Below are 26,885 nucleotides of genomic sequence, written 5' to 3' on the forward strand. Positions count from 1 at the left end.
CAGCGCCAGTTCGGTGCCGAAGGACCAGCCCACCAGCCAGCGGTTGGGCAGCTGGCGTTCGACGGCGAAACGTACCGCCGCCTCAACGTCCTGCCGCTCGCCGATCCCCTCTTCGAAGGAACCGGCGCTGGTTCCCCGCGGCGACTCCGTCCCGCGCGTGTTGAAACGAAGCACAGCCACGCCGGCCAGGGCCGGAAGCCGGTAGGACGCCTTGCGGTACACGTGCGAGTCCATAAAACCGCCGTGCGTCGGAAGCGGATGCAGGGTGATCAACGTCGCTGTGACCTGGCCGGACTCGGGCAGCGCCAGTTCCCCCACCAGCGTGTGGCCATCCTCCGTGCGGAGCTCGATGTTCTCGCGCCGGGCCGGCAGCACCGTTGACGCGCGGATGGGTGCGGGCCCTGTTGGCTGGCTGAATTCGTACGACGCGGGATCAAAAGTCATGCCTGCCAGCTTAGCGACTCCCGGCGTCCGCAGGCGCAGTGCGCTGGCTCTTAGCGCGGCTTCTCCGGGGCGGAGCCGTTCGCCGGAGCCCAGTCAGCGGTAACGGTACGTCCGGGACAGCCAGCAGTTGGTGTGCCAGTGGCGGCGCTCAGCCAGGCCTGCGGCCGCACCAAATATGTGATCGTCCTTCCAGACCACCAGATGGGCGATGCCGGGGACCACAGCAGTTGAACAGCCGGGGCAGATGTAGGTCTTTTCCGCGTTCCTGGCGGTCATGGTCCTGACCATCCATTCTCCGTCGGGCGCGCTTTCCCGGCGGGCGATTCCAGCCCGCGCCCGCTCCAAATCCAACTCCGGAACATCGCCGTTGCCCTTCTTGCCTACCGGCTTTCCGCCAGCTATGCCCGGCTTTCCGGAGGCAGGGCGGCGGGGACGGTTGGAACGCGGCATGCCTCCATTCTGCCCCAGCCCCGGTAGTGTGTACGGCGTGCGACTTGTCATAGCCCGATGTTCAGTTGATTATGTTGGCCGGCTCAAAGCCCATCTCCCCCTTGCCACCAGGCTCCTGCTGGTCAAGGCCGACGGCTCGGTGCTGGTTCATTCCGACGGCGGCTCCTACAAGCCGCTGAACTGGATGAGCCCGCCTGCCACCCTGCGGGTGACCTCGCCGGAGGACATTGACCTGGAGCTTGGCGTCACGGAACAGTGGACCGTCCAGTCCGCCAAGACCGATGACCGCCTGATCATCAACATCCACGAGCAGCTGCACGAGTCCGCCCACGACCTTGGAGTGGACCCCGGTCTCATCAAGGACGGCGTCGAAGCTGACCTCCAGCGCCTGCTTGCCGATCAGATCGAGACTCTGGGTTCAGGCTTTTCGCTCATTCGCCGCGAGTACTTCACCGCCATCGGCCCGGTGGACATCCTGGCCCGTGACGCCAGCGGGGCCACCGTGGCCATCGAGCTGAAGCGGCGGGGCGACATTGACGGCGTGGAGCAGCTCACGCGCTACCTTGAACTCCTGAACCGCGATCCGCTGCTGGCCCCGGTCCGTGGCATCTTCGCTGCCCAGCAGATCAAGCCGCAGGCCAAGGTGCTGGCCAACGACCGCGGCATCGACTGCATCACGCTGGACTACGACGCCATGCGCGGCGTGGACGACAGCGACTCCCGGCTTTTCTGAGGCCCGCTATCCGCTTTTATGACGCCGAGTTCCGCTTTTCTGACGCCGGATATCCGCACCGGTGACGCCTTCGGCCCCCTGACAAGGGGATTCATCCTTTTTATACGCAAAATTTGCTGTATTGGCCGTTCAGACCATTGACCTGACGGAATCGGCGTGAAATTCTTAGACCAGTCTTTGTGTAGGTGTTTTTCATGCTCGCAAGACATGTTGCGAGCGCGAAGCTCCTGCAGCGCAGGTTCCCAGGAACGGCATTGAAGGATTCTTCTCGCGGAGTGACCGAGTCCGGCACGAGGTGTGCCGAACTTAGACAAGTTCCATAATGAGGAGAAATAAATGGCACAGGGAACCGTCAAGTGGTTCAACGCTGAAAAGGGCTTCGGCTTCATCACCCCGGATGACTCCGATGGCGATGTCTTCGTTCACTACTCGGAAATCCAGACCGGTGGCTTCAAGACCCTCGACGAGAACCAGCGCGTTCAGTTCGAAATCGGTCAGGGTGCCAAGGGCCCCCAGGCTACCGGCGTAACGCTGGTCTAGTCCCCCGCCCGGCGGCCGCCATCTGCGTGGCCTCCAGCGAAGAAAAGATCCCCGGCATCCGTGCCGGGGATCTTTTCTTTGTCCGCGATGTCATCGTCCACCGTGACTTCCAGTCGCAAATCGTTCGCGCCGCTGTGAGGATCAGCTTCCCTGGCCCACCAGGCCCCGGACCAGCCGTGCCCCCTGCCGCAGCGAAAGGCCGGGCAAATAGGCCCGGGTGAGCGCCCGTCCGATCGCCGGCAACTGCAGCGGATCCTGGTAATACAGGTAAAGGGTTCGGTACTCGGGTTTGAAGCGTGATTTAAAAGCCGCCAGGGACCGGAATCCGTAGACCGGTTCGAGCGCGTGGCCCACCACATCGAGGATGCGGACGAGGTTCTCTGCCGGCACCGGCTTCCCCGGCGTTTCGTCGCCGGGCCGGCTGGCGAGCGGGGACCCGGAGAGCGAGATCACCTCCACGGATTCGCGCAACTCCAAGACCGCCGAAGCAATGAGGAACTCCATCACCCCGGGGAATCCGTCAGCACCCCGGCGCATAACGTCCAGTGTGCGGCTGACCAGCGTCCCGCCGTCGTAAACGGGCAACCAGCTGGTGACCCCGTGCACGTGTCCGTCGCCGTCCACGGCCAGGCAGCACAGCACTTCGTCGTCCATCAGCTCATCCATGCCGCCCAGCGTGAATCCCATTTCCGGAACTGATTTTCCTGCCGCCCATTCCTCCGACACTTCGCTGAGCCGGGCACGCAGGGCGGACGGAAGCCCGTGGTACGTACCCCAGACGGCTTTGACGCCCATCTTGGCGGCGCGGTTGCGGGCAGTCCTGACGTTCTGCCATTCCTTGCCCGTGAATTCAAGTTGCCGGACGGACAGCCTGGTCTCCTGCGCCACCGACACGCGCTGGAAGCCCCGGTCCTGCAGCAGGGGCCACAGCGTGTCATCGCACGAGTAGAAGGCCGGGATGAGCGCGCGGTTGCCGCAGTAGGAAAGAAACCCTTCGGCAGTCCGCTGACGGGAGTCGGCCGCACCGAAGGGGCCGGCCAGCGTCAGGGCAACACTGCCGTGCAGCTGGTAGGCGACGGCGCCGCGTGCATCCGGGCTGAACCAGTACCGGTTGGGCTCCCAGAGGGCCATCCACGACAGTGAATCGCCGCCCTCATGCAACAGCTTCCGGGCCGCGGCCCTGTCGTCGTGGCCCGAATCGCTGCCATGATGCCGGCCCAGGAGCACGGACCAGACGCCGGCCAACGCAACGAGCCAGAAGACCGGTCCGGAATAGCCAAAAATCAGGGACTCGAGGCCGTCCCGTTCGGCAAAGACCCGGTGGTAGAGATTCGGCAGTGGAACCGGCAGATACTGCCTGGACAGTTCAGCCAGCAAGCCCAGCAGGCCGCCGTCGCGCGTCATTCCCCCCGCGGCAAACCAGGCCAGCGCGTAGCTCCCGGCCAGGAGGAGCCAGACGCCACCCACCACCGCCATGAGCCGACGACGGGCGGCAGGAATCGTCTCGACGCGGAACTGGCGGCGGTTAACCCAGAGCAGGACCGCCAGCAGCAGCGGGACGATCACCAAAGGCAGGATGTGGACAAAACCCGAACCCATGGCGGCAGTATGCGGCCGCGCGGGATAGTGCGGGATCAGCGCGAACAGGGCCAGGTAGACGGCGGCCAACGCCGTGACCGCCAACTGAAGGGCCAACGTGATGCGCAGTGCCATGCGGCGGCCGCGGCGCATTCCGTCAGCACAGATGAGGAGCAGAACCACCGGCACTACTGCCAGGGCGAGGCCAAAGGGTCCCGCGAAGCCCGTCCGCCCCACCTCCAGGCAGGATGCCTCCACTGTTGCTCCGCAGTTTGCTTCAAGCTGGCCCAGTGTGGGCATGGGATTCAGCACCACGTCCCGGAGCAACGCCAGCGGGCCGGTGGGCGTCCGGGCAACGGCGGTAAGGATAGGCCCCACGGCGAACACGGCAACCGTCAGGGCGAGCAGGTTCCTGGTTTCCCTGCCACTCGAACGGGGCGGGTGAAGCTGGCCGTGGTCGCCCTGGTTCCACCAGCTGGCCGCGAGTCCTACCGCTGCACCAACCAGGCCGATGACGGTCTCGGCATGCCCCACATACAGGACCAGCAGGAGCGACACCGAGAGCAGCCCCGTCCGCAACCGGCGCCGCCACAGGACCGGAATCCTGCCGCTCGCTGCCAGCGAAGCCGCCAGGACGGCGGCGTAGGGTCCGATCAGGCTGTAGTCCGCCATCAGTCCCAGCCAGCCGTCTCCCGCATACCTCGCCACCTGGGTCAGGAGCAGAAAGACTGTAACGGCAGCAAACTGGCCACCGAGGAAAAACGCTGCGGCCTGAAGCGGCCCAAGATGCCTCTCGGCCAGGCCCAGCAGCAATAGGATCATCAGGGACGCCACCAGATAGGCCAGCGGGTTGGTGGCAAAGAACAGTGACGTCACCAGGGACCACCAGTTGCCGGCCTTCAGACCCGGGGCGCTGACGCCTGCGACAGATAGAAGGTCCTCCGGCGGCCCGCTGAGGAAGCTGCCGGTTGCCGCCCCGACCAACAGGAAAATACCGAGGATACTGAGGGTCAGTGGCACCGACCGCAGGTAGCCCCACATTCTTCGGACAGCCGGAAGCAGGACGGCTGACCAGAGCAGGGCCGGCGCACGGGATTCGCCAGCTTCCCTCATTTGGCCCACCCCCATTGTGCGGCCAGCAGCTCAAGCCCATTGTCCATGCCGGGAGTCAGCACGTCCCACGAATGGCCGGTGTGTGCCACCACGTCCGAGCCCACGGTGAAACCTGCCCCGCGGGCCGCCGCCTCAAGGGTCCGCAGATTTGCCACGAACTCCGGATCTGTGGCCCCGGCCGCGAAATACGCCACGCTGCCAGGATATTTGCGCTCCTTCAACAGCGTCAGCGGTATCTGGGCATCAAAGGCAGCGGTGTCGCCGTGGAAGGCCGCATCAACAGTTTTCTGGCGTTCCTTGGCCAGCGCAGGCTCGTTCTCGCTGGAAAAGGCGAGAACACCCGTGTACAGCTCCGGGTGGCGGGTGGCCATCTGGACTGCGCAGGTTGCACCAAAACTGAAACCGCCGATGGCCCATTGCCGGTGGTCGGAGTCCACGTCCAACGTTCCCGAGATCCATGCCGGCACATCGACAGCGAGGTAAGTGTCTGCCTGGGCGATGGCGCTGTCCATGCAGAGATTGTTCGCCGACTGGCTGCCGTTGGGATCAACCACCACAACAACAGGCGCCACTCCCCCATGCCGGGCGGCGAAACTGTCCATGCGTGCCGGGAGCGACCCGCCGGTCAACCAGTCGGCAGGGCCGCCGGGCTGGCCGGGCACCAGAACCAGGACCGGAAGGCTGGGACGGTTCGAAGCAAAGTAGGCCGGCGGCAGGTAGATGTATGAGTCGCGTGCCTGGAGGCCCGAGGACGTTCCTGGGATGGATGCGGTGCGGAGAGCGCCATCGGCAGGGAGCTCACTGGCCGGTTTCCATCCGTCCAGAGACGTTGCCGGGCTGTTCGGCTGGCGCATCAGCTCCTGTTCCAGGGCCGGGACGCGGCTCAGCGCCGTTCCCGTCAAGTCCGCAACTGTCCGGTTGAGGCCGAAATAAGCGTTGATCTGCACCACGGCCAGCAGCACCACGGCGAGGAGGGCAAGCACATCCAGCGCACGGCGACGCCACGACGCCGCGCGAAGCCGGAGCAACACCAGCAGGAGGGCGGCCACGGCGGAAAACACCCACGCCAGGACGTCGAACGGCAGTTCTTCGGGGAAGGTTGAGGCCCAATAGATGAGGACCCAATGGACCAGGAGCACCACGACGGCTGCGGCGGCAACTGCGGCGGCAACACTGAGGAACCAGCGGCGGCGGCCAAGGGCGCGCGGACGCCAGACCAGGGAAAGCGCGGCGGTGGCACCAAGAACCCAGGCGGCCCAGTACACCGGTCCGTCGGTCAACCGGATATCAGCGATCCAGTCCACGCGGCTAGCGCCAGGTACCCACGCCGATGACCGGCCCGGCTTCCAGCCAGGAGGACAGTCCCGTGTAGGCATCGAATTTCATGGCCAGCCGCAGATCCTGGCCTTCGTACCGCAGCTCGACAATCACGACGTCGGGCTGGACCTTTACGGCTTCGGCCTCGGTGGGCTTGCGGCGGCCCAGCAGCTCCAGGGAGCTGCGCTTGAACTTATGTTTGGGACGCACGCTCAGGGACAGCAGGCGGAACCATTCAAGGTCGTTGTCCTGGTAACGACAAACCCCCATCTGCCAGCTGTTTCCAGCAACGCAAATGGAGGCGTCCACTGTGCCAAGGGCGCGCCGCAGATTGAAGCGGCGCACCCCCGAAAGGCACAGTGCGAAAATCAGCAATCCGAAAACGATTGCCAAGGAGATGAACGTAAAAGTCGGAGCGTCCATCAAGGTCGTGCTAGCGGATCCCAGCAGTAGCCGCGTCACCCAGTTGGGCGTTGTCAGCAACAATCACCACGCGGTTGTTGTCGACGGAGAAGAATCCGCCGTCAACAGCCACGGCAATGCGGTTCCCGGAAACCGGCTCAATGGCCAGTTCACCTTCGGCCAGGATCGCCAGCAGGGGCGAGTGGCCGGGCAGGATTCCGATCTCACCATCGCTGGTGCGGGCCTTGACCATCTTGGCCGCTCCGGACCACACGAAGTGATCCGCTGCGACAATCTCAACCTCAAGCTCAGCCATATTACTTGGTCTGTTCCTGGATCTTGGCCCACTGGCGCTCAACATCGTCCAGGCCGCCGACGTTGAAGAACGCCTGCTCTGCAACGTGGTCAAGTTCGCCGTCGCAGATAGCGGTGAAGCCTTCAACCGTGTCCTTGATGGTCACGGTGGAGCCCTCGACGCCGGTGAACTGCTTGGCGGTGTAGGTGTTCTGGGAGAGGAACTGCTGGATACGGCGTGCACGCGACACGACGATCTTGTCCTCTTCCGACAGTTCGTCAACACCAAGGATGGCGATGATGTCCTGGAGTTCCTTGTTCTTCTGCAGGATCTGCTTCACACGGACAGCCGTGTTGTAGTGGTCCTGACCGATGTACTGCGGGTCCAGGATGCGGGACGTCGACGTCAGCGGGTCAACGGCCGGGTACAGACCACGGGAAGCAATTTCACGGGAAAGTTCCGTGGTTGCGTCGAGGTGTGCGAAGGTCGTGGCCGGGGCCGGGTCGGTGTAGTCATCTGCGGGAACGTAGATGGCCTGCATCGAGGTGATCGAGTGGCCCTTGGTGGACGTGATGCGCTCCTGGAGGAGACCCATCTCGTCAGCCAGGTTGGGCTGGTAGCCCACGGCCGACGGCATGCGGCCGAGAAGGGTGGAAACCTCGGAGCCTGCCTGGGTGAAGCGGAAGATGTTGTCGATGAAGAGCAGCACGTCCTGGTTCTGCACATCGCGGAAGTACTCCGCCATGGTCAGGGCGGACAGTGCAACGCGCAGACGCGTTCCCGGCGGCTCATCCATCTGGCCGAATACAAGGGCGGTGTCCTTGAGGACGCCTGCCTCTTCCATTTCAACCCAGAGGTCGTTACCTTCACGGGTACGCTCGCCAACACCGGCGAATACCGAGGTACCACCGAAGTTACGGGCCACACGGGTGATCATTTCCTGGATCAGAACCGTCTTGCCCACGCCGGCGCCGCCGAAGAGGCCGATCTTTCCACCCTTGATGTACGGGGTGAGAAGGTCAATGACCTTGATGCCGGTTTCCAGCATCTCGGTGGAGCCTTCGAGCGTTGCGAAGGCCGGGGCCTTGCGGTGGATCGGCCAGTAGTCCGCAGCCTGGATCTCGGACTCGTCAACATCCAGCGGCTTGCCGAGGACGTTGAAGATGTGGCCCTTGACGCCGTCGCCGACGGGCACGGTGATCGGAGAACCGGTGTCCACTACGTTGGTGCCGCGGACGAGTCCGTCGGTAGCCTGCAGGGCGATGGCGCGGATGAGGTTGTCGCCCAAGTGCAGGGCAACCTCGAACGTGATGGTCTTGGTCTCACCGTTGAGGGTAATCTCCGTGGTGAGGGCGTTGTAAATCGAGGGGATTGCGTCAGCCGGGAATTCGACGTCGACAACCGGGCCAATAACACGTGCAATACGGCCGGTCGCACCGGACGTTGCGGCTACGTGTTCGGTAGCAGTGGCAGTCATCTCTCTCACTTCACTCAGTAGATGGCGTGGGGTTTAAGTTTGTTCTTTAGTGCAGGTACAGCTGGACCGGACCGTGCAGGCTAGGACGCGTTCAAGGCGTCAGCACCGGCAACAATTTCGGAAAGCTCCTGCGTAATTTCAGCCTGACGGGCAGTGTTGCGCAGACGCGTGTACTTCTTGATGAGGTCCGTGGCATTGTCACCGGCGGACTTCATCGCCCGCTGGCGGGCTGCGAGCTCGGAAGCTGCTGCCTGCAACATGGCGGCGAAAATGCGTGACTCGATGTAGCGCGGGAGCAGGGCATCAAGAACCTGCTCCGCTTCCGGCTCGAATTCGTAGAGCGGCAGGAGGTCCGACTCGGACGCCGCCTGCTCTTCGACAACCTCAAGCGGAAGAAGACGGATGACCGTCGGCTCCTGCGTCACCATGGACTTGAAGCGGGTGTAAACAACATGGATCTCGTCCACGCCGCCCTCTTCGTAGTCTGCAGCGAAGGCTTCGAGCAATGCCGCGCGGACCTCACGTGCAGTTCCAAACTCCGGCGCGTCAGTGTTGCCGGTCCACACGCGCTCGTAAGAAAGGTTGCGGAAGTCGAAGTACGCCTGGGCCTTGCGGCCCATCACGTACGTCTTGACTTCTTTGCCCTCCTCGTGGAGCAGCTCGGTGAGACCGACCGCCTGCTTAAGCACTGTCGCCGAGTAGGATCCTGCAAGGCCGCGGTCTGCACTGATAACCAGGACAGCTGCCCGGCGGATTTGCGTCGGCTCGGTGACCAGCGGGTGGTCGATTTCGCTCTGGCTTGCGACAGCAGAAACGGCACGCGTAATCGCGTTTGCGTAAGGCAGTGAAGCCGCTACGCGTGCGCGGGCCTTGCCAATGCGCGAGGTAGCGATCAGTTCCATCGCCTTGAAGATCTTGCGCATCGACGTGGTCGAGCTGATCTTCTGGCGGTAGACCCGAATCTGGGCTCCCATACTTTTCCTTTCCTAAGATCCCGGTGGCCGGGACTGCCGGAACCTCGGGGTTCCGACAGTCCCTGCCAGCGAAACTAGCGCTTCTGCTTGACGATCTTTTCCTGGTCTACATCGGCTTCCGAGATAGCTTCGTGCTCCTCGTGGCCGGCGCCTACCAGGCGGTTGTCACCTTCACCGAAGAAGCCCTTTTTGAAGGCCACAATCGCGGTCTTCAGTGCTTCAGCGGTGTCATCGTCCATAACGTTGGTCTGCGCCAGCGTGGTCAGGATGGAGGACTTGTGCTTGAGGTGCTCCAGGAATTCGGTCTCGAAGCGGTTGATGTCCTCAACCGGAACCTCGTCGAGGTGGCCGTTGGTACCTGCCCAGATGGACACAACCTGGTTCTCGATCGGGAACGGTGAGTACTGGCCCTGCTTGAGCAGTTCCATCAGGCGGGCGCCGCGGGTCAGCTGCTGGCGCGATGCGGCATCGAGGTCCGACGCGAACATGGCGAAAGCCTGCATGTCGCGGTACTGGGCCAGTTCCAGCTTCAAAGTACCGGAGACCTTCTTCATGGACTTGACCTGCGCAGCACCACCCACGCGGGACACAGAGACACCCACGTCGACGGCCGGACGCTGGTTGGCGTTGAAGAGGTCCGACTGCAGGAAGATCTGGCCATCGGTAATGGAGATCACGTTGGTCGGGATGTAGGCAGAGACGTCGTTTGCCTTGGTTTCGATGAGCGGCAGGCCGGTCATCGAGCCGGCACCGAGCTCGTCGGAGAGCTTGGCACAACGCTCCAGCAGGCGGGAGTGCAAGTAGAAGACGTCGCCCGGGTAGGCTTCGCGTCCCGGCGGGCGGCGCAGCAGCAGCGACACTGCACGGTAGGCCTCGGCCTGCTTGGAGAGGTCATCGAACACGATGAGGACGTGCTTGCCGCCGTACATCCAGTGCTGGCCGATGGCCGAACCGGCGTACGGTGCCAAGTACTTGAAGCCTGCGGGGTCAGACGCGGGGGAAGCCACAATGGTGGTGTATTCCAGTGCGCCGTTGTCCTCGAGGGTCTGGCGGACAGCCGCGATGGTCGATGCCTTCTGACCGATTGCCACGTAGATGCAACGCACCTGCTTGGTCACATCGCCGGAAGCCCAGTTGGCCTTCTGGTTGATGATGGTGTCGATGGCGATAGCCGACTTGCCGGTCTGGCGGTCACCGATGATCAGCTGACGCTGACCGCGGCCGATCGGGATCATGGCGTCGATAGCCTTCAGACCGGTCTGCATCGGTTCGTGGACCGACTTACGCTGGGTCACGCCGGGCGCCTGGAGTTCCAGTGCACGGGTTTCGGTGGTCTTGATTTCGCCGAGGTCGTCGATGGGCTGGCCCAAGGGGTCAACCACGCGGCCGAGGAAGGCGTCGCCTACCGGTACGGACAGAACCTGCCCGGTGCGGTGGACTTCCTGGCCCTCTTCGATGCCGGTGAAGTCACCGAGTACGATGACACCGATCTCGCGGACGTCAAGGTTCTGGGCCAGGCCCAGGGTGCCGTCTTCGAAGCGAAGCAGCTCGTTCGCCATGACCGAGGGAAGGCCCTCAACACGGGCGATGCCGTCACCTGCGGTTGTTACACGGCCAACCTCTACGCGCTCAGCGTTTCCGGGTTCGTAGGACGCCGCGAACTCGTTCAACGCAATACGGACGTCGTCGGCGTTGATGGTCAATTCGGCCATCTGCAGTCCCTGCTCTCCTGTTTTCGTGATCATCGTTGCTCACGATGACCGGGGTTTCGTTTCGTTAAGTTGTGCTTGTCCGGCTATCCGGCCAGTTGGCGGTGAAGCTGTCCCAGCCGGGTGATAACCGAAGCGTCGAGCACTTCGTCACCCACCTGGACACGGATTCCGCCGATCAGTTCAGGATCAACGGTGAGGTTGATCTTGAGCTCGCGACCGTACAGGGAATTAAGCCCTGCCTGGAGGCGGGCGAACTGCGTCTCCGTCAAGGGACGGGTGACGCTGACCGTTGCAATCCAGCGCTGCTGCCGTTTGGCTGCCAGCTCGGCGAACCGGGCTACGAGCCGAGTCGCCTTGATGCCGCGGGGCTGGGAAACTGCCTGCGCGATGAGGACTTTTGCTTCCTCGCCTGCGCCGGGATGCAGCTTCTGCGCCAACGCGGTCTTCGCTGCAGCACTGGCCTGCGGCTCCGACAGAGCACGTTGTACCTCGTGGTTGGAGGCAACGGCCTGGTTGAAGGAGAACAGATCGTTCTCCAGCTCTTCCAGCCCAGAGATCCCGGAGGCAGAAACGGCCGACTTGTTTTCAGCAACAGCGATAACCACCGTTGCGGCAAGCGTCTCGAGTGCATCGCCGATATCTCGGGCCGATGCCCAGCGTGAACTGGCCAGTCCGCCCGCGATGTCCGCAGCCTCAGCGGAGACTTTTCCGCCAACAAGCTGCCTGACAAGCGCCGACTTTTCGTCACCGGTGCGGGACGGATCAGTCAGGGCGCGGCGCAAGCCAGCCGAGCTGTCCACCGTTCCCAGGATTCCGAAGAGTTCCTTAGCCAACTGCAGCGAGGCCAACGGAAGCTTTGCTTCCAGTTGGGTCAGCGCCGTGGTCAGCGATTCGCTCGATACACCTGACATTACTTAGCTGCACCTGCGTTCTGGTTCTCCAGATCTGCCAGGAAGCGGTCAACAACACGGGCGGAACGCTCGTCATCGTTGAGTGCTTCGCCAACGATGCGGCCTGCCAGCGTGGTGGCCAGCGTGCCTACCTCGGAGCGCAGGGACACAACTGCGGCCTGGCGCTCCGATTCGATCTGCACGTGTGCCTGTGCCGTGATGCGGGCAGACTCAGCGGCAGCCTTTTCCTTCAGATCTGCAAGGATCTGGGCGCCTTCAGCACGGGCTTCCTCGCGGATGCGGTTAGCTTCCGCGCGGGCGTCCGTAAGCTGCTGCTTGTATTCTTCGAGGGCGGCTGATGCTTCTGCCTGGGCCTTCTCGGCCTTGGCAATACCGCCTTCGATTGCCTCAGCGCGCTCTGCAAACGTCTTCTCGAACATCGGGACAACGAACTTGACCACGATGAACATGAGGACAGCAAAGCCGGCGAGGACAACGCCCATTTCCCAGACGTTGGGTACCAGTGGGTTAGTCTCGCCCGCAGTGGCGGCTGAGATGATCACCTGGTTCATAATTCACCCGTCCTTATCTACTCGGTTCTGGATGTTCGCTTGGTTCTGAGGACTAGCTCAGGACGAAGGCGAAGACCAGGCCGAGGATGGCGAGGGCTTCAGTCAGCGCGAGGCCGAGGAACGCGATCGGCTGCAGGACGCGCTGGGCTTCCGGCTGACGTGCTACGCCGTTGATGTAAGCAGCGAACACGAGACCAACACCGATACCACCGCCGATTGCGGACAGTCCGTAGCCGATGAGGTTGAGGGAGCCGTTGATGGTGCCTTCCATTTTTCTTCCTTTCAAGATGCCACCCATGTGGCAGGTTGTTTGGGTTGCTTCATCCCCGTGAGGGGAAGTTTGTGGGTGCCTAGTGGCTGTCCGCGTGCAGGGCGCCTTCGATGTAGATGGCGGTCAGCAGCGTGAAGACGTAGGCCTGAAGGGCCATGATCAGTGCTTCCAGCATGTACATGGCAACTGCGCCGGCGATGACCAGAAGGGAGGTTCCCTTGAGCAGGATGTTCTCCTGCATCACCAGGTACTCAATACCGGAACCGGCGATCATGACGATCAGGTGTCCTGCCAGCATGGTGGCGAAAAGACGGAGGCTGTGTGTGACCGGCCGGACCAGGAAGTTCGAGATGATCTCGATCGGGATCACAATCGGGAGAATGTACACCGGGACGCCGGACGGTACGGTGGCCAGCTTGAAGTACCTCAGGCCGTTCTTCTTGATGCCGATGGCAATCCAGGTGACGTATACAATGCCCGCGAGGACGTAGGCGCCGCCAACGTGCGAGAAGCTCGGGAGCTGGATCACGGGAATGGCGCCGTAGATGTTGTTCACCAGAATGAAGAAGAAAAGGCTGAACAACAGCGGGACATACTTCATGAAGTCTTTGCCGCCGATAATGTCTTTTGCAATGCCGTTTCGGACAAAGCCATAAGCCATTTCACCAGCGAACTGGAGCTTGCCGGGAACAAGCTGCTGCTTCCGCGCAGCTAGCAGAAAGAATGTGGCGATAATGACGACCGACAGGATTACCAGCAGCATCTGCTTGGAGAATCCGTCAGCCACCCCCCACGGCAGGATTGCCGGCAGGTGCATTTCTTCAATTCCAGGAGGATTGAACTCTCCTGAATCTTGGGCCGGGAGCGCAAGCGCGATCAACGCGTTTCCTCTCTGCAGTGTCCATCATTGGGCGTTGGTCGAGGACCCGCGGAATTGTGCTCCGCAGCTCCCCCTGTGAAATTATTTGGCATTTGTGTTTCCGTCCGCGGACGGGCCGCTGTCTGCGCCGCTCTTACCTGCCGTGGTTCTGGAACTGGTAAGGCCATGCATGTGGGAAAGATAGAAACCTCCGAGAGCTCCAAGCAGAGCGCCTGCGAGCACGATCCAGCGGGTTCCCCACAGATAATCCAGACCCCACCCTATCAAACTCCAGACGATGATTCCGCCAATAATGTAGCTAAAGACGGCCATTCCGGCGTTGTATCCGCCGTCGTTGTTTTCGGCCGACACCCCCGGCGTGGGCGCAGCGTTCTTGGGCACGGAGGAACCGTTTTTCGCTGTTCGTTTCCGATCAGGCATCGTTCGGCTCCTTGGGCTCGGGGTCGTTGTAAATCTGCAGGCGCGCCTTGCTGAAGCCATAGATTTCGGCAGCCTGCCAGAAGACAACAGTGGCAACGGCACCAATCAGGAACCATCGGTCGTGAAGCCAGGCAGGTGCTCCGATCACAAACAGGACAACCGCGAAACCCACGACCTTGACAAAGTAGGTGGCCGCGAACATCCCGATGGCACCGGAGGGGTTGTTGCGCCCCATGAAGTGGCCGACGAGAAGACTGATGGCGAAGAAGAGCATCACCAGGAGGCCGCCCAAAGTACTGGACAGGACGCCGCTGGGGCCGTTCAGGATCACAGCCGGGATGCCTGCCAGAATCAGCGCGCCTGCACCGGCAACTGAACTGAGTGCGAGGAGGCGAAGCCACAGCGAGCGCGTGGGACCGGAAACACCAACGGGTCCGCTGCCGGACGAACGTCCGGGTTCGGCGTTGGAGGTCATAAGATCCCAATCGTCGGCGCCCTGGGGCTGGGTGGAGGGGCAGCTTGGGCTGCCCTTGAATTCTACACGAGATAGAAATATATCCGAACGCCGTTACGCCGGCGACTGGTCACTGTGGCGGCGCAGGTAAGGCCAGGCCGTAATCAGGCCCGTAACCAGCGTGGCGAAGATGTCGGCGGCCAATACTACTTGCCAGGGGAAGACTGCAAAGGCCAATCCCCCGAAGGACAGGACGGCGGTCCAGAGGTACATCAGGATCACGGCCGTCCGGTGCGAGTAACCGATATCCAGCAGCTTGTGGTGGAGGTGGCCGCGGTCTGCGGACCATGGCGAACGTCCCCGCGCTGTCCGGCGGACGACGGCGAGGCCCAGGTCAAGCAGTGGCAGGAACAGCACGGCGAAGGGCAGCAGAATCGGTATGACTGTGGAGATACCGTTGGCGCGGTCGTACAGCCCCGACGTGATCTGGCCTGTGGAGACGATGCCGGCGGCCGCCATCAGCAGGCCGATCAGCATGGCACCGGAATCGCCCATAAAGATCTTGGACGGGAACCAGTTGTGCGGCAGGAAGCCGATGCAACTGCCAACGACGACGGCGGTGAGCAGGGTGGCCAGGTCCGAATAGTCCAACAGGACGGCGTTCCGGTGCACCCAGTACGCCGTGAAGAAGAAGGCAGTTCCGCCGATGATGGCAACGCCAGCGGCCAGACCGTCGAGGCCGTCAATGAAGTTGAAGGCGTTCATGGTGGTGACGATCAGCCCTGCCGTCAGCACCACCCGGAGCAGTTCGTTCTCCAGATAGATCGGCTCCGGAACCCACGGGACTATGGTCATCCGGACGCCCCAGATGGCCACCACCAGGGCTGCGGCGCTCTGGCCGATGAGCTTCACCCACCAACGGATGTCCAGGAGGTCATCCGCGATCCCCACGAGCACGATCAGTGCCGCGCCCGCCAGGACGCCCCATGGCGAGAAGTTGTTCCGGTAGATGTCCTTGACGAAGAAGGACTGGCTGGCGACGATGAGGGCCACCAGCACGCCGAGGAAGATGGCCACACCTCCCAGCCGGGACACCGGCGTCGTATGCATGTCACGGCTGCGGATGGGGGCGTGGAGTTCAAGCCGGTGCCCGATGACGCGGGCACCCCAGGTGGCTCCGTAGGACACGACGGCAGCCGTCAGCCCCATAAGCAGGTACATAATCATGCGATAGCGGCCGTTTCGTCGGTGTGCGGCGCAACCCTGCGGGTGCGCACGGGCATGGACAGCGGCCCGAACAGGTGGTCCTCGATCGATGGGCTCACTGGCGGGAAATCTGACTTTCGATAAATGAAACTTCTCCGTCGCCGGGCGCGCAGCAGGCAGTGCTTGGTGCCTTACAGGGCTGTATTACAGTGGACTCTAGTCAAGATACTAGCGCCAACGGCTCCATGGCTTCGCGCCACACTGGCGCATTGCGAGCGGGGAATCCCCTGAAGGCCATGCTGAAAGGAATCCCCATGACCGTCCGGGTTGCAGTTGCCGCCGTGACATTTAACCGTCATAAAGAGCTGTCCGTCCTGCTGGACGCCATTAATGCGCAGTCCGCGGCAGTGGACACCATCTGCCTTGTCGACAGCGGCACCGACCCCGCACGCGAAGTTGCCGCGCGGCACACAAATGTTGATTACGTCCGTTCCGAAGCGAACCTCGGCGGAGCAGGCGGCTTTGCCCTCGCCGCGCTGAAGGCGGTGGCCAGCGGTGCCAAATGGGTCTGGATGATGGACGACGACGCCGAGCCGGCAGATCCCGAATGCCTCGCCACGCTGCTGCGTGAGGCTGAGGCCCGCGACCTTGAAGCCGTGGTCCCGCTGGTGGTTGCCCCGGGCCATCCCGACCGGCTGTCCTTCTTCTTCCGGCTGGACGGGAAAGTCACCCACGACCGGGCCGAACTGGAAAAAGTAGGTTTCCTACCCAACGACGGACACTTCTTCAACGGTGCCCTGATCAGGTCCGACGTGTTTTTCAAGGTGGGCCTGCCGGACATGCGCCTCTTCATCCGCGGCGACGAGGTGGACTTCACCATCCGCCTCCGCAAGGCGGGCATCCGGTTCGGCACGGTGACCACCACCGCCATCACCCACCCGCATGCGTTTTCCGAGACGAAGCACGTCTTTGGTGCACGATGGCATGTGATCGTGCCGGATTCGGCGTTCAAACGCTACTACTACTACCGCAACCGCGGGTACCTGATCCGTCGCTATTTCCGGGTTAAGTCGCTGGTGGCCGACGTCGGCGGCTATCTTGGCTATTTTGCGCAGCGCCGTGACCTGAAGGGACTGCTTGCCTGGGCAAGTTCCTTCTCGAAGGGACTACGTGCCAAGGGCTTCGCGCCGCTGGAGGACCAGAAGTTCTAGGACACGCGCCGCAGCCGGCGCCGCGCCAGCAGCCACAGCAGCACCCACGGCTCGCCAAACACGCGGTACGCCACGCGGCGGGGATGCAGCAGCAGGCGCCATGCCCATTCCAGCCCGAGCCTCCCGAGCCATCGAGGTGCAAGTTTCTGGATTCCGGCCAGCTGTTCGATCGCGCCGCCCACGGTGCAGTAGATGGCCGGCGGGAGCGCGCCGAGCCGGCGCTGCAGCACTGATTCCTGCAGCGGCATGCCCAACCCGAGCAGGACTAGCTGGGGTTGCTGCTCTGCGAGCCAGCGCACAGCGGCCGTTTCGACGTCGTCGTTCCAGCCCTCGCCGGGCAGGCCCGCTACGGTTGCACCGGGAACAAGGCTCCGGAGCTTTTCGACAGCCAACGCGTTTGCCTCGGCGCCGGCGCCAACCACCGCCATCCGCTTCAGGCCGGTAACCCTGCCCAGGGACGGCAACCAGTCCGTGGAACCCAGCCGGTACTCCATGACCGGCCCCACGGCATTCCCCGTCCGGCTCCACAGCCAGAGCACCGGCGCCCCATCGAGGAGCACCACGTCGCTCTCCTCATAGACGGAACGAAACCCCGCGTCGGAATGTGTCAGCGTGACACTGTGCAGGTTATGTCCGACGACGGTCCGCTTGGTCCCGTCGGCGACGAACCCCGCCAGCACCTCAAGCAGGTCGTCAACCTTGAGCGGCGTGGCGTCCACGCCCAGGACGGGGATGTGCTGGCGTGCCAGGCTCACCCGTTAGTCTCCCGAACCGGCGCGGACGGCTCGTCGGCAGCTTTTTCGGCTGCCGGCTCTTCAGCGGCCGGCTCTTCGTCTGCTGATTCGGCCGGCAGAGCGACTGGTTCAGATTCTTCCTCGGGCTCAGCCATCGGGATCTCGCCCAGGCCCAAGACGCCCGGAACGTGCTCCCGGAGTTGCTCCAGGGACACAGCGCCATTGCGCACGACGCGCAGGAGAGGACCGGTGGCATCCACGATTGTGGAGGGCACGGCGTCGGTTCCTTCCACCGGCCGGAAACCGCCTTCGAGGTAGACCTCCACGGATTCCGCGAGCTGGGCACGTGCCTCCGCGGCGGTCTGTGCCGGCGGCTGGCCGGTCCGGTTGGCGGAGGACACGGCCAGCGGACCGGTCAGCGTCAGGAGTTCCTGGGCCACCTCGTCGGCGGGCATACGCAGGGCCACCGTTCCCTGGGTCTCGCCCAGGTCCCAGTCCAGCGACGGCTGGGCGTGCAGGATCAGGGTCAGTCCCCCCGGCCAGAACGCCTCGGCGAGCTTGCGGGCATCAGCGGAAACATCTGTGGCCAGGCCGTCCAGCGCGTTGATCCGGGGAATCAGTACCGGCGGCGGCATGGTGCGGCTGCGCCCTTTGGAGGCCAACAGCATGGTGACGGCCTGCGGCGAAAAGGCGTCGGCGGCAATTCCGTAGACCGTGTCCGTGGGGAACACCACGCACTTCTTTTCGCTGATGGCACGCTGGGCATGCTCCAGGCCAAGGGCGCGCTGGTCCTCGGACGTACAGTTGTAGGTTGTGGTCACTGGCCTATTCTTTCATCACTCGTGGTGCGGACCGGCAAGGACGGCGCTGGTGGCGCGTTCCTTGCCGTTGAGGTCCAGATGCGTGGTGATCTCCCGCCAGGCACCCGTCCGCTGCATCATGCCGGCGATCCAGCCGGCCTGGACTTCCGCGTGTTCCATCACGAAGTAGCCGCCGGGAACCAGCAGCCGGGCAGCCGAGGCGGCCGCCGCCGTCGGAAGTTCCATGCCGTCCGCACCCCCGCCGTACAGGGCTTCGGGAGGGTCGTGCAGGGCAACTTCGGGTTCATTCGGGATGGCTTCGGCGGGAATGTAGGGCGGGTTGGAGATTACGACGTCGAAGGTTCCGTTAAGTTCCGGCAGCGCGTCGCGGAGGTCCCCCAGCACCAGCTTGACGCCCAGGGGCGCCAGGTTCCGGGCCGCCCACGCGTGCGCGAACGGACTGTATTCCACGGCGTGGACTTCGGCGCCGGGCACCTCATGGGCGATGGAGCCGGCGATCGCGCCGGACCCCGTGCCCAGGTCCACAATCCGCGGGTGCGCCATCCCCTTGACGTGGTCGATGACCAGTTGCACCACGGACTCTGTTTCCGGCCGGGGGATAAAAACCCCCGGCCCGACGGCGAGCTCCAGGTACCTGAAGTGCGCCACTCCGGTGATGTGCTGCAGCGGGATCCGTTGGGCCCGTTCAGCGACAAGTTCGGCGTAGCCAACAGGTGCCGGAGTGTCCCCCAGCATCATCGCCCGGAGCCTGCCAAGCCCCACACCGAGCAGGTGGTCCGCCAGGAGTTCCGCGTCGACGCGGGGGCTGGGGACCCCGGCGTCCCGGAGGATCACCGTGGCCTCGCTGACGGCAGCCGCGAGGGACTGCCCAGACCCGAGTGTCATGGGTGCCGGCGGCTAGTCGCCGATGGCGTCCAGGCGTGCCTGTTCGTCCATCTCGATGGCGGACTGGATGACCGGTTCCAGGTCCCCGTTCATGACCTGGTCCAGGTTGTAGGCCTTGTAGCCGGTGCGGTGGTCCGCGATCCGGTTCTCCGGGTAGTTGTACGTGCGGATACGCTCCGAACGGTCCATGGTGCGGATCTGGGATTTACGCTGGGCCGAGTTCTCGGCGTCGATGATTTCCTGCTGGTGCGCCAGGATGCGGGCGCGGAGCACGCGCATGCCTGCTTCGCGGTTCTGCAGCTGGGATTTCTCGTTCTGCATGGCCACCACGATGCCGGTGGGAAGGTGCGTGATACGGACAGCGGAGTCCGTGGTGTTCACGGACTGGCCACCGGGACCCGACGAGCGGTAGACGTCGATCTTGAGGTCGTTCTGGTTGATGTCCAGCTCTTCGGGCTCGTCAACTTCGGGGAGGACCAGGACGCCGGCGGCGGAGGTGTGGATGCGGCCCTGGGATTCGGTGACGGGCACACGCTGCACGCGGTGGACGCCGCCTTCGAACTTGAGCCGTGCGTAGACGCCCTCGGCGGGATCGTTCGAGTTGCCTTTGACGGCCATCTGGACGTCCTTGTAGCCACCGAGATCGGATTCGTTGGCCGAGATGAGTTCGGTCTTCCAGCCGCGGGATTCCGCGTACCGGGTGTACATCCGCAGGAGGTCGCCGGCGAAGAGCGCGGCTTCGTCGCCGCCTTCGCCGCCCTTGACCTCAAGGATCACGTTGCGGGCGTCGTCGGGGTCCCGCGGAATGAGGAGCCTGCGCAGCTTCGCCGAAGCCTGCTCCAGCGCTTCCTCCAGCACGGGAACCTCGGCAGCGAACTCAGGGTCCTCCGAGGCCATTTCCTTCGCAGCGGCGAGGTCGTCCTCCAGGGCATGCCACTTGTTGTATGCCTCCACGATGCCGTTGAGCTGCGCAGAACGCCGCCCCAGCTTCCGGGCCAGCCGCTGGTCAGCATAGACAGCAGGATCACCAAGCTGCGCCTGGATAGCATCATGCTCATCAAGCAGGCCCTGTACGGACTCAAACATTTCAAAACCTCTTTCGACTCTTACAAGTCTAGTTTCACGGGACTTAACGACGAACCGCCCAAAACATGCCGGCCATCAGGCCGGCATGTTTTGAGCGGTGAGCGCAGCTACTTGTCGTTATCCGACTTCGCGCCAAGCGTTGTCTTCTGGACCTGCATGAGGAACTCGACGTTGCTCTGGGTCTCCCGGATCTTGTTGGTCAGCAGCTCAAGGCTCTGCTGCGTTTCGAGTCCGGAAAGGACGCGGCGCAGCTTCCACATGATCTTGACTTCCTCGGGGGAAAGCAGGTTCTCTTCGCGGCGGGTACCGGACGCGTTGACGTCCACGGCCGGGAAGATGCGCTTGTCCGCCAGCTGGCGGGACAGGCGGAGCTCCATGTTGCCGGTGCCCTTGAACTCTTCGAAGATGACCTCGTCCATCTTGGAACCGGTCTCCACGAGCGCGGTTGCCAGGATGGTCAGCGAGCCACCGTTTTCGATGTTGCGGGCTGCACCGAAGAAGCGCTTCGGCGGGTACAGCGCGGCAGAGTCGACACCACCGGACAGGATACGGCCGGAGGCCGGTGCCGCCAGGTTGTAGGCGCGGCCCAGACGGGTCATGGAGTCCAGGAGGACCACCACGTCCATGCCCATTTCCACGAGGCGCTTGGCGCGTTCGATGGAGAGCTCGGCCACCGTGGTGTGGTCATCGGCGGGACGGTCGAAGGTGGAGGCAATGACCTCACCCTTGACGGTGCGCTGCATGTCCGTCACTTCTTCGGGGCGTTCGTCAACAAGCACCATCATGAGGTGGACCTCAGGATTGTTGGTGGTGATGGCGTTGGCGATGGACTGCAGGATGAGCGTCTTGCCGGCCTTCGGCGGCGAGACGATCAGGCCGCGCTGGCCCTTGCCGATCGGGGCAACCAGGTCGATGACGCGGGGGCCGATCTTCTTGGGATCCGTCTCCAGGCGCAGGCGCTCGGACGGGTACAGCGGAACCAGCTTGGCGAATTCGACGCGGTCCTTGAGCTCTTCCGGCGTCTTTCCGTTCACGGAGGTGACGCGGACCAGGGCGTTGAACTTCTGCCGTGCGGTCTGCTGGCTGCGGTCTTCGCCTTCACGCGGTGCACGGATGGCACCCACGCAGGCGTCGCCCTTGCGCAGGTTGTACTTCTTGACCTGGGCCAGGGAGACGTAAACGTCGTTCGGACCCGGCAGGTAACCGGAGGTGCGGATGAACGCGTAGTTCTCCAGCACGTCCAGGATGCCGGCGACGGGCAGCAGGACGTCGTCCTCGGTGACCTCGACGTCGTCGACGTCCGGTCCCTGGGCGCGTCCCCGACGGCGGTCGTTGCGGTCGCGGAAGCGGTCGTTACGCGAGTTGTCCCGGCTGTCCTGGCCGCCACCGGAGCGGTCGCTCCGGTCATTGCGGTCGTTCCGGTCGCGGCGGTTGCGGCGGTTGCGGCGGCTGCCGCCGTCGGAATCGTCGTTATCGCGGCTGTCATCGCGACGGGCGCCGTCACGCTGGCCGGCGTCACGGCTGCCTGCGTTGTCGCGGCCACCATCGGTGGTCTCACGGGCCGTGGTTTCACGGGCAGTGGTCTCACGGGCCGTGGTGTCACGAGCCGTGGTTTCACGGGCTGCGGTGTCGCGGGCGCCACGAGTGCGGCCGCTCTCGCGGCGGTCAGCACGCTGGCCGTCGCCGGATTCGGCGCCCTGGGTTTCTGTGCGCTGGGAATCAGCACGCTGGGTTTCGGTGCGGTCAGCCTGGCGCTGTTCAGCGGCGGGCTGCTCGGCCGGAGCCTCAGTGGCTTCTGCCTGCGTTGACGTGGCGGCCGCATCGCCGCGGCGGCGGTTACGGGTACGCGGCTGGCGGCGTTCGCCCTCAGCTGCTGCGCCGGCCTCAACGGGCGCTGACGCCGGAGCCTCAACGGGTGCGGCGGCCGGAGCTTCAGTGGCCGTTGCCGCGGCGGGGGCCGCAACTACTCCGTCACTGACAGCACGGCGGCTGCGTCCACGGCCACGGGCACGGGTCCCCTCAGCGGCCGGGGCCTCCGAGGTTTCGCTTGCGGCAGCCACCGGTACGGCAGCGGCCGGGGCTACGTGGTTTTCGGACGCCTTCTCGGCAGCCTTGGCCGGGGCCTTGCTGGCTGACGTGCCTGCGCGATGGGCGGAAATGGCGGTCACCAGATCCCCCTTACGCATGCGGGATCCACCGGAAATCCCCAGCTGGCTGGCAAGTGCCTGCAGCTGGGCGAGCTTGAGGCCGGCGAGGCCACTGCTCTTGGCGGGTGCGGCCGTTGACGATCCGGCAGCAGAAGTTGATGGTTCCACAGCTGAAGACAGCTCAGTGGTTTCGGTCACGAAGGATCCTTCCCCCTCGACGGCGTCCAGACTGGGAGCTGGACGCGATGATTTGATCTGGGCTGCAGTTCAGATCTGCAGCCGCATTTTCGGTCTTGCCGGTTGGATTTCGGCCAGCAGGGCCGGATACTGATTCACCTCACGCACCGATTAATGGCGGGGCGCTGGGCTGACGATTCAGGGGCAGACAATTCAGCTGCAGATTCCTGCGACAGACCAAGCAGGCGGCACCGGAAAATATTGCGCAGTAGGAGATCACTAACAACTGAATGCAGCTGCCGATCAGATAGGCGGAATTACCGCCGGTGCAAGTCCACCTTAGCACCTTCGACGTCCACTGCCAGCTTCAGCACGCGCCAGCCGATGCCCGGCGTGTTCGCCTCTGTAAAGGACTCAATAAACCCAAGGACCTCGGCGGCTTCGGCTTCGCCGTCGGCGAGAACCAGGACCGTAGGTCCTGCACCCGAAACCACTGCCGCGTGGCCCGCGTTGCGCAGTGCCCTGATGAGGGACGCGCTGGGCCGCATCGCCTCGGCCCGGTAACTCTGGTGCAGGTAATCCTCGGTGCCGGCATGCAGAAACTCGGGCTTCTGGGTCAGCGCATGGATCAGCAGCGCAGCCCGTCCGGAGTTCATGGCCGCCGCATGATGGCCCACAGACGCCGGCAGCAGGGCGCGCGCGGCTTCGGTGGACAATTCAAAATCGGGGACAGCCACGATGGGAATCACGGAACCGGCCACGGTAGCGCATGTGCTGCTGTACCGGTCACTGTCCTGCCATGACAGCGCCAGTCCGCCGAAAATCGCGGGCGCGACGTTGTCCGGATGGCCTTCCATCTCGCTGGTCAGCTGCAGGATCCAGTCCCGCCCGCGACGCGCCGATTCGGGCACCATGGCATTGGCGGCCGAGACGGCCGCCACCACTGCCGACGCCGATGATCCCAGGCCCCGGCCATGGGGGTTGACGTTCGTCGCCGTGATCCTGAGGCCGCCGTGCCGGTAACCAAGCCGGGAAAAGGCAGCCTCCATCGCCCTGACCACCAGGTGGCTGGCGTCCTGCGGCAGCGTGTCCGCCCCCTCACCGCTGAGCTCGAAGACGAGCTCAGCGGATTCGAGGCTTTCCACCGTCAGGGTGTCGTGCAGCGCCAGGGCGAGGCCCAGGCTGTCGTAACCCGGTCCGAGGTTGGCGCTTGTGGCCGGGACCCTGACGGTGACGCGCTGGCCTGCTTCGATGACGGGCAGGTCAACGGCGGTGGGCGAGGTGGTTTCCAAGGCTACTTTTCTTCCAGTCCCAGTTCAGCTGCGACTGTCACGACGTCGTTCGAGACCTTGACCGGCTGGACTTCACTGCCATCCTCGGTCCGGAGAGCCCACTGGGGGTCCTTGAGGCCGTGGCCGGTAACGGTGATGACGATGGTCTTGCCGGTGGGAACTTCACCGGCGGCGTGCTTCTTGAGCAGGCCGGCCACACCGGCGGCGGAGCCGGGCTCCACAAAAACGCCTTCGCGGGCGGACAGCCAGCGGTGGGCATCGAGGATCTGTTCGTCAGTCACGGCGTCGATGAATCCGCCGGACTCGTCACGTGCAGCGATGGCACCGTCCCAGGACGCCGGGTTGCCGATCCGGATGGCCGTGGCGATGGTGTCCGGTTCCGTGATGGGGTGCCCTGCCACGAACGGTGCCGCGCCGGCGGCCTGGAAGCCCCACATCTGCGGGGTTTTGGTGGACACGGCGGGCAAGGTTCCGGCCGTGTCGGATTCGAACGGCGCCGAGTACTCCTTGTAGCCCTTCCAGTACGCCGTGATGTTGCCGGCGTTGCCGACGGGCAGGACGTGGATGTCCGGAGCATCGCCGAGCGAATCAACAATCTCAAACGCGCCCGTCTTCTGGCCCTGGATGCGGGCCGGGTTCACGGAGTTGACCAGGAACACCGGGTAGGACTCCCCCAGCTTCCGTGCAATGTCCAGGCAGTTATCGAAGTTGCCGTCCACCTGGAGCAGCGTGGCGCCGTGCGCAATGGCCTGGCTCAGCTTGCCCATGGAGATCTTGCCTTCGGGGACCAGCACGGCGCATTTCAGTCCCGCTGCGGTGGCGTAGGCCGCGGCGGAGGCTGAGGTGTTGCCGGTTGACGCGCACACCACGGCCTTGGCGCCGGACGCGACGGCGGCCGTCATGGCCATGGTCATGCCGCGGTCCTTGAACGAACCGGTGGGGTTCATCCCTTCGACCTTCAGGTACACCGTGGAACCGGTGAGCTCGGAGAGCTTCTGCGCGTGGACCAGCGGAGTGCCGCCTTCGCCCAGCGTGATGACCCTGGTGGATTCCGTTACGGGCAGCCGGTCAGCGTATTCGCGGATAACGCCGCGCCATTGGTGAGCCACTTAGACTCCTTCTACCCGCAGAACGGATGTCACTGAATTGATGACGTCCAGGCCCTTGACGGCCTCGACGGTGGCTGCGAGGGCAGCCTCTGATGCGCGGTGGGTAACGATCCGCAGTTCGGCAGACTCCACGTTGGACTCTGCGTCCCGGTGGATGGTCTGCCGCATGATTTCGATGGACACGCCGTGCTCCGCAAAGAGCTGGGCGATCCGGGCCAGCACGCCGGGCTGGTCAGCGACGTCCAGGCCGATGTAGTAGCTGGTGATGGCTGAGGCGATGGGCAGGGCCGGGACGTGGCCGGTGGTGGTCTCCGTGCGTCCCGGGCCACCCAGCACAATGCGGCGGGCGGCCGAGACAAGGTCGCCAAGGACGGCGGACGCCGTCGGGGTTCCGCCGGCACCCTGGCCGTAGAACATCAGTTCGCCGGCGTTTTCCGCCTCGATGAAGACCGCATTGAACGCGCCACGAACGGCGGCCAGCGGGTGCTCGCGTGGCAGCAGCGTGGGGTGCACGCGCACGGAAACGCCTTCGCCGCCGTCGGCATCCGTGAGCTTTTCGGCAATGGCCAGCAGTTTGATGACAAATCCGGCGTCCTTGGCTGCAGCGATGTCCGCCGCGCTGACGGACGTGATGCCTTCGCAGTGGACGTTTTCCAGGGCGAAGCGGGTGTGGAAGGACAGCGACGCGAGAATGGCGGCCTTGGAGGCGGCGTCGTGGCCTTCGACGTCGGCGGTGGGGTCGGCTTCGGCGTAGCCAAGGCGCTGGGCCTCGGCGAGGGCGTCAGCGAACTGGGCGCCGGTGGAGTCCATCTGGTCCAGGATGAAGTTGGTGGTGCCGTTGACGATACCCAGCACGCGGGTAATGCGGTCGCCGGCCAGGCTGTCCCGGATGGGGCGCAGGATGGGGATGGCACCGGCGACGGCGGCCTCGTAGGACAGCTGCACGCCGGCCTTGTCGGCCTCTTCGTAGAGGGTGGGTCCGTCCTGGGCGAGCAGGGCCTTGTTGCCGGTGACTACACAGGCGCCGTTGCGCAGCGCGGAGAGGATCAGCGTGCGGGCAGGCTCGATCCCGCCCATGAGCTCGATTACCAGGTCGGCGTCCTTGACCAGGGTGTCGGCGTCGGTGGTGAAGAGGTCCTGCGGCAGGTCCACATCCCGCTTGGCATTGACGTTGCGCACGGCGATGCCGCTGAGCTGCAGGCGGGCACCGGTACGGGCGGCAAGGGCGTCGGCGTCCTCAATGAGAATCCGCGCAACCTGGGCCCCAACGTTGCCACAGCCCAGCAGGGCTACTTTCAGGGTTCGCAATTCAGTCATTCGGCACTCCCATGTCGCGGTTAAGCAGATCTTCTTCGGTTTCCCCGCGGACAATCAGCCGGGCAGATCCGCCGCGCACCGCGACAACGCCCGGCCGGGCCAGATAGTTGTAGTTGCTTGACAGGGCCCAGCAGTAGGCGCCGGTCCCCGGTACAGCAAGCAGATCACCGGCTGCCACGTCCTCGGGCAGATATACATCTCTAACAACTATGTCGCCGCTCTCGCAATGTTTGCCCACTACGCGGGACAGCTGCGGGGACGCCGAGGACGTGCGGGAGGCCAGAATCGCCGAATAATCCGCGTCGTAGAGCACCGGGCGGGCGTTATCGCTCATGCCTCCGTCCACTGACACATAGCGGCGCGGATGCGTAACGTTCT

28 protein-coding genes are annotated in these 26,885 nt (G+C 64.1%); 3 read left to right on the plus strand and 25 right to left on the minus strand.

Going from position 1 to position 26,885, the window contains the following annotated elements; translation table 11 throughout:
- A partial coding sequence (locus tag V6M49_RS16105; RefSeq protein ID WP_442959748.1) for an alpha/beta hydrolase occupies positions 1 to 444 on the minus strand: 444 nt, incomplete at its 3' end.
- A gap of 93 nt (positions 445 to 537) precedes the next feature.
- Positions 538 to 894, minus strand: coding sequence for an ATP/GTP-binding protein (locus tag V6M49_RS16110; RefSeq protein WP_332762015.1), 357 nt, complete (start codon positions 892 to 894; stop codon positions 538 to 540).
- 37 nt (positions 895 to 931) lie between these two features.
- Between V6M49_RS16110 and nucS the strand changes: the two genes are divergently transcribed.
- Both nucS and V6M49_RS16120 read left to right on the plus strand, forming a co-directional pair.
- A complete protein-coding gene (gene nucS / locus V6M49_RS16115) occupies positions 932 to 1,627 on the plus strand; it encodes an endonuclease NucS (RefSeq protein ID WP_254752555.1) in 696 nt (231 codons plus the stop codon).
- A 336-nt stretch (positions 1,628 to 1,963) separates the two neighbouring features.
- Positions 1,964 to 2,167, plus strand: a complete 204-nt coding sequence (locus V6M49_RS16120; protein WP_011692441.1) for a cold-shock protein — start codon at positions 1,964 to 1,966, stop codon at positions 2,165 to 2,167.
- 141 nt (positions 2,168 to 2,308) lie between these two features.
- Here V6M49_RS16120 and V6M49_RS16125 read toward each other — a convergent pair whose 3' ends face one another.
- The 14 genes from V6M49_RS16125 to V6M49_RS16190 form a co-directional block, all read right to left on the minus strand.
- Positions 2,309 to 4,858 (minus strand): bifunctional lysylphosphatidylglycerol flippase/synthetase MprF, encoded by a 2,550-nt coding sequence (locus V6M49_RS16125; protein ID WP_332762018.1) that lies wholly within the window; start codon positions 4,856 to 4,858, stop codon positions 2,309 to 2,311.
- Positions 4,855 to 6,162 (minus strand): alpha/beta hydrolase, encoded by a 1,308-nt coding sequence (locus V6M49_RS16130; RefSeq protein ID WP_332762020.1) that lies wholly within the window; start codon positions 6,160 to 6,162, stop codon positions 4,855 to 4,857. Before V6M49_RS16130 ends, V6M49_RS16125 begins: the two co-directional genes overlap by 4 nt.
- Positions 6,163 to 6,166: 4 nt before the next feature.
- Positions 6,167 to 6,598 (minus strand): DUF2550 domain-containing protein, encoded by a 432-nt coding sequence (locus tag V6M49_RS16135; protein ID WP_056349397.1) that lies wholly within the window; start codon positions 6,596 to 6,598, stop codon positions 6,167 to 6,169.
- A gap of 10 nt (positions 6,599 to 6,608) precedes the next feature.
- Positions 6,609 to 6,893 carry a F0F1 ATP synthase subunit epsilon gene (locus tag V6M49_RS16140; protein ID WP_056349400.1) on the minus strand — a complete coding sequence of 95 codons (285 nt, stop codon included), beginning with the start codon at positions 6,891 to 6,893 and terminating at the stop codon, positions 6,609 to 6,611.
- A 1-nt stretch (position 6,894) separates the two neighbouring features.
- Positions 6,895 to 8,349: a F0F1 ATP synthase subunit beta gene (atpD, locus tag V6M49_RS16145; RefSeq protein ID WP_141140965.1), complete on the minus strand. Its 1,455-nt coding sequence runs from the start codon at positions 8,347 to 8,349 to the stop codon at positions 6,895 to 6,897.
- 80 nt (positions 8,350 to 8,429) lie between these two features.
- Entirely contained in the window at positions 8,430 to 9,323 is an 894-nt protein-coding gene (locus V6M49_RS16150) for a F0F1 ATP synthase subunit gamma (protein WP_141140966.1), read from the minus strand.
- A 74-nt stretch (positions 9,324 to 9,397) separates the two neighbouring features.
- Positions 9,398 to 11,035 carry a F0F1 ATP synthase subunit alpha gene (atpA, locus tag V6M49_RS16155; RefSeq protein ID WP_141142110.1) on the minus strand — a complete coding sequence of 546 codons (1,638 nt, stop codon included), beginning with the start codon at positions 11,033 to 11,035 and terminating at the stop codon, positions 9,398 to 9,400.
- Between the two features lie 83 nt (positions 11,036 to 11,118).
- Positions 11,119 to 11,946, minus strand: coding sequence for a F0F1 ATP synthase subunit delta (locus tag V6M49_RS16160; RefSeq protein ID WP_104061170.1), 828 nt, complete (start codon positions 11,944 to 11,946; stop codon positions 11,119 to 11,121).
- Positions 11,946 to 12,497 (minus strand): F0F1 ATP synthase subunit B, encoded by a 552-nt coding sequence (locus V6M49_RS16165; RefSeq protein ID WP_056349412.1) that lies wholly within the window; start codon positions 12,495 to 12,497, stop codon positions 11,946 to 11,948. The genes V6M49_RS16160 and V6M49_RS16165 overlap by 1 nt, the downstream gene beginning before the upstream one ends.
- A gap of 52 nt (positions 12,498 to 12,549) precedes the next feature.
- The gene (gene atpE / locus V6M49_RS16170) at positions 12,550 to 12,768 is read right to left on the minus strand and encodes an ATP synthase F0 subunit C (RefSeq protein WP_011775261.1); all 219 of its coding nucleotides are present in this window, start codon (positions 12,766 to 12,768) and stop codon (positions 12,550 to 12,552) included.
- A 79-nt stretch (positions 12,769 to 12,847) separates the two neighbouring features.
- Positions 12,848 to 13,648 (minus strand): F0F1 ATP synthase subunit A, encoded by an 801-nt coding sequence (atpB, locus tag V6M49_RS16175; RefSeq protein WP_141140967.1) that lies wholly within the window; start codon positions 13,646 to 13,648, stop codon positions 12,848 to 12,850.
- A gap of 81 nt (positions 13,649 to 13,729) precedes the next feature.
- Positions 13,730 to 14,068: a hypothetical protein gene (locus V6M49_RS16180; RefSeq protein ID WP_227008120.1), complete on the minus strand. Its 339-nt coding sequence runs from the start codon at positions 14,066 to 14,068 to the stop codon at positions 13,730 to 13,732.
- Positions 14,061 to 14,543 (minus strand): hypothetical protein, encoded by a 483-nt coding sequence (locus tag V6M49_RS16185; RefSeq protein WP_141140968.1) that lies wholly within the window; start codon positions 14,541 to 14,543, stop codon positions 14,061 to 14,063. Before V6M49_RS16185 ends, V6M49_RS16180 begins: the two co-directional genes overlap by 8 nt.
- A 93-nt stretch (positions 14,544 to 14,636) precedes the next feature.
- Entirely contained in the window at positions 14,637 to 15,749 is a 1,113-nt protein-coding gene (locus tag V6M49_RS16190) for an MraY family glycosyltransferase (protein ID WP_141140969.1), read from the minus strand.
- Between the two features lie 293 nt (positions 15,750 to 16,042).
- On the opposite strand from V6M49_RS16190, the gene V6M49_RS16195 reads away from it, so the two are divergent.
- Positions 16,043 to 16,939, plus strand: a complete 897-nt coding sequence (locus V6M49_RS16195) for a glycosyltransferase (protein WP_332762024.1) — start codon at positions 16,043 to 16,045, stop codon at positions 16,937 to 16,939.
- Here the strand turns inward: V6M49_RS16195 and V6M49_RS16200 are convergent.
- The 9 genes from V6M49_RS16200 to V6M49_RS16240 all read right to left on the minus strand — a co-directional run.
- Positions 16,936 to 17,694: a WecB/TagA/CpsF family glycosyltransferase gene (locus V6M49_RS16200; RefSeq protein ID WP_332762026.1), complete on the minus strand. Its 759-nt coding sequence runs from the start codon at positions 17,692 to 17,694 to the stop codon at positions 16,936 to 16,938. The two genes, V6M49_RS16195 and V6M49_RS16200, sit on opposite strands and share 4 nt — an antisense overlap.
- The gene (locus V6M49_RS16205; RefSeq protein WP_141140972.1) at positions 17,691 to 18,494 is read right to left on the minus strand and encodes an L-threonylcarbamoyladenylate synthase; all 804 of its coding nucleotides are present in this window, start codon (positions 18,492 to 18,494) and stop codon (positions 17,691 to 17,693) included. Before V6M49_RS16205 ends, V6M49_RS16200 begins: the two co-directional genes overlap by 4 nt.
- A gap of 15 nt (positions 18,495 to 18,509) precedes the next feature.
- Positions 18,510 to 19,379: a peptide chain release factor N(5)-glutamine methyltransferase gene (gene prmC, locus V6M49_RS16210; RefSeq protein ID WP_104061165.1), complete on the minus strand. Its 870-nt coding sequence runs from the start codon at positions 19,377 to 19,379 to the stop codon at positions 18,510 to 18,512.
- A gap of 12 nt (positions 19,380 to 19,391) precedes the next feature.
- A complete protein-coding gene (gene prfA, locus V6M49_RS16215) occupies positions 19,392 to 20,465 on the minus strand; it encodes a peptide chain release factor 1 (RefSeq protein WP_058932004.1) in 1,074 nt (357 codons plus the stop codon).
- A gap of 107 nt (positions 20,466 to 20,572) precedes the next feature.
- Positions 20,573 to 22,810, minus strand: coding sequence for a transcription termination factor Rho (rho, locus tag V6M49_RS16220; protein WP_332762029.1), 2,238 nt, complete (start codon positions 22,808 to 22,810; stop codon positions 20,573 to 20,575).
- Between the two features lie 296 nt (positions 22,811 to 23,106).
- Positions 23,107 to 24,081 (minus strand): homoserine kinase, encoded by a 975-nt coding sequence (thrB, locus tag V6M49_RS16225; RefSeq protein ID WP_332762030.1) that lies wholly within the window; start codon positions 24,079 to 24,081, stop codon positions 23,107 to 23,109.
- Positions 24,082 to 24,083: 2 nt separating this feature from the next.
- The gene (thrC, locus tag V6M49_RS16230) at positions 24,084 to 25,190 is read right to left on the minus strand and encodes a threonine synthase (RefSeq protein WP_141140976.1); all 1,107 of its coding nucleotides are present in this window, start codon (positions 25,188 to 25,190) and stop codon (positions 24,084 to 24,086) included.
- Positions 25,191 to 26,507, minus strand: coding sequence for a homoserine dehydrogenase (locus tag V6M49_RS16235; RefSeq protein WP_141140977.1), 1,317 nt, complete (start codon positions 26,505 to 26,507; stop codon positions 25,191 to 25,193).
- Positions 26,500 to 26,885: diaminopimelate decarboxylase family protein (locus V6M49_RS16240; RefSeq protein ID WP_442959750.1), on the minus strand; the 386-nt coding region annotated here is incomplete at its 5' end. The genes V6M49_RS16240 and V6M49_RS16235, both read right to left, overlap by 8 nt.

This window comes from Pseudarthrobacter sp. (assembly GCF_036675385.1).
Taxonomy (GTDB): Bacteria; Actinomycetota; Actinomycetes; order Actinomycetales; family Micrococcaceae; genus Arthrobacter.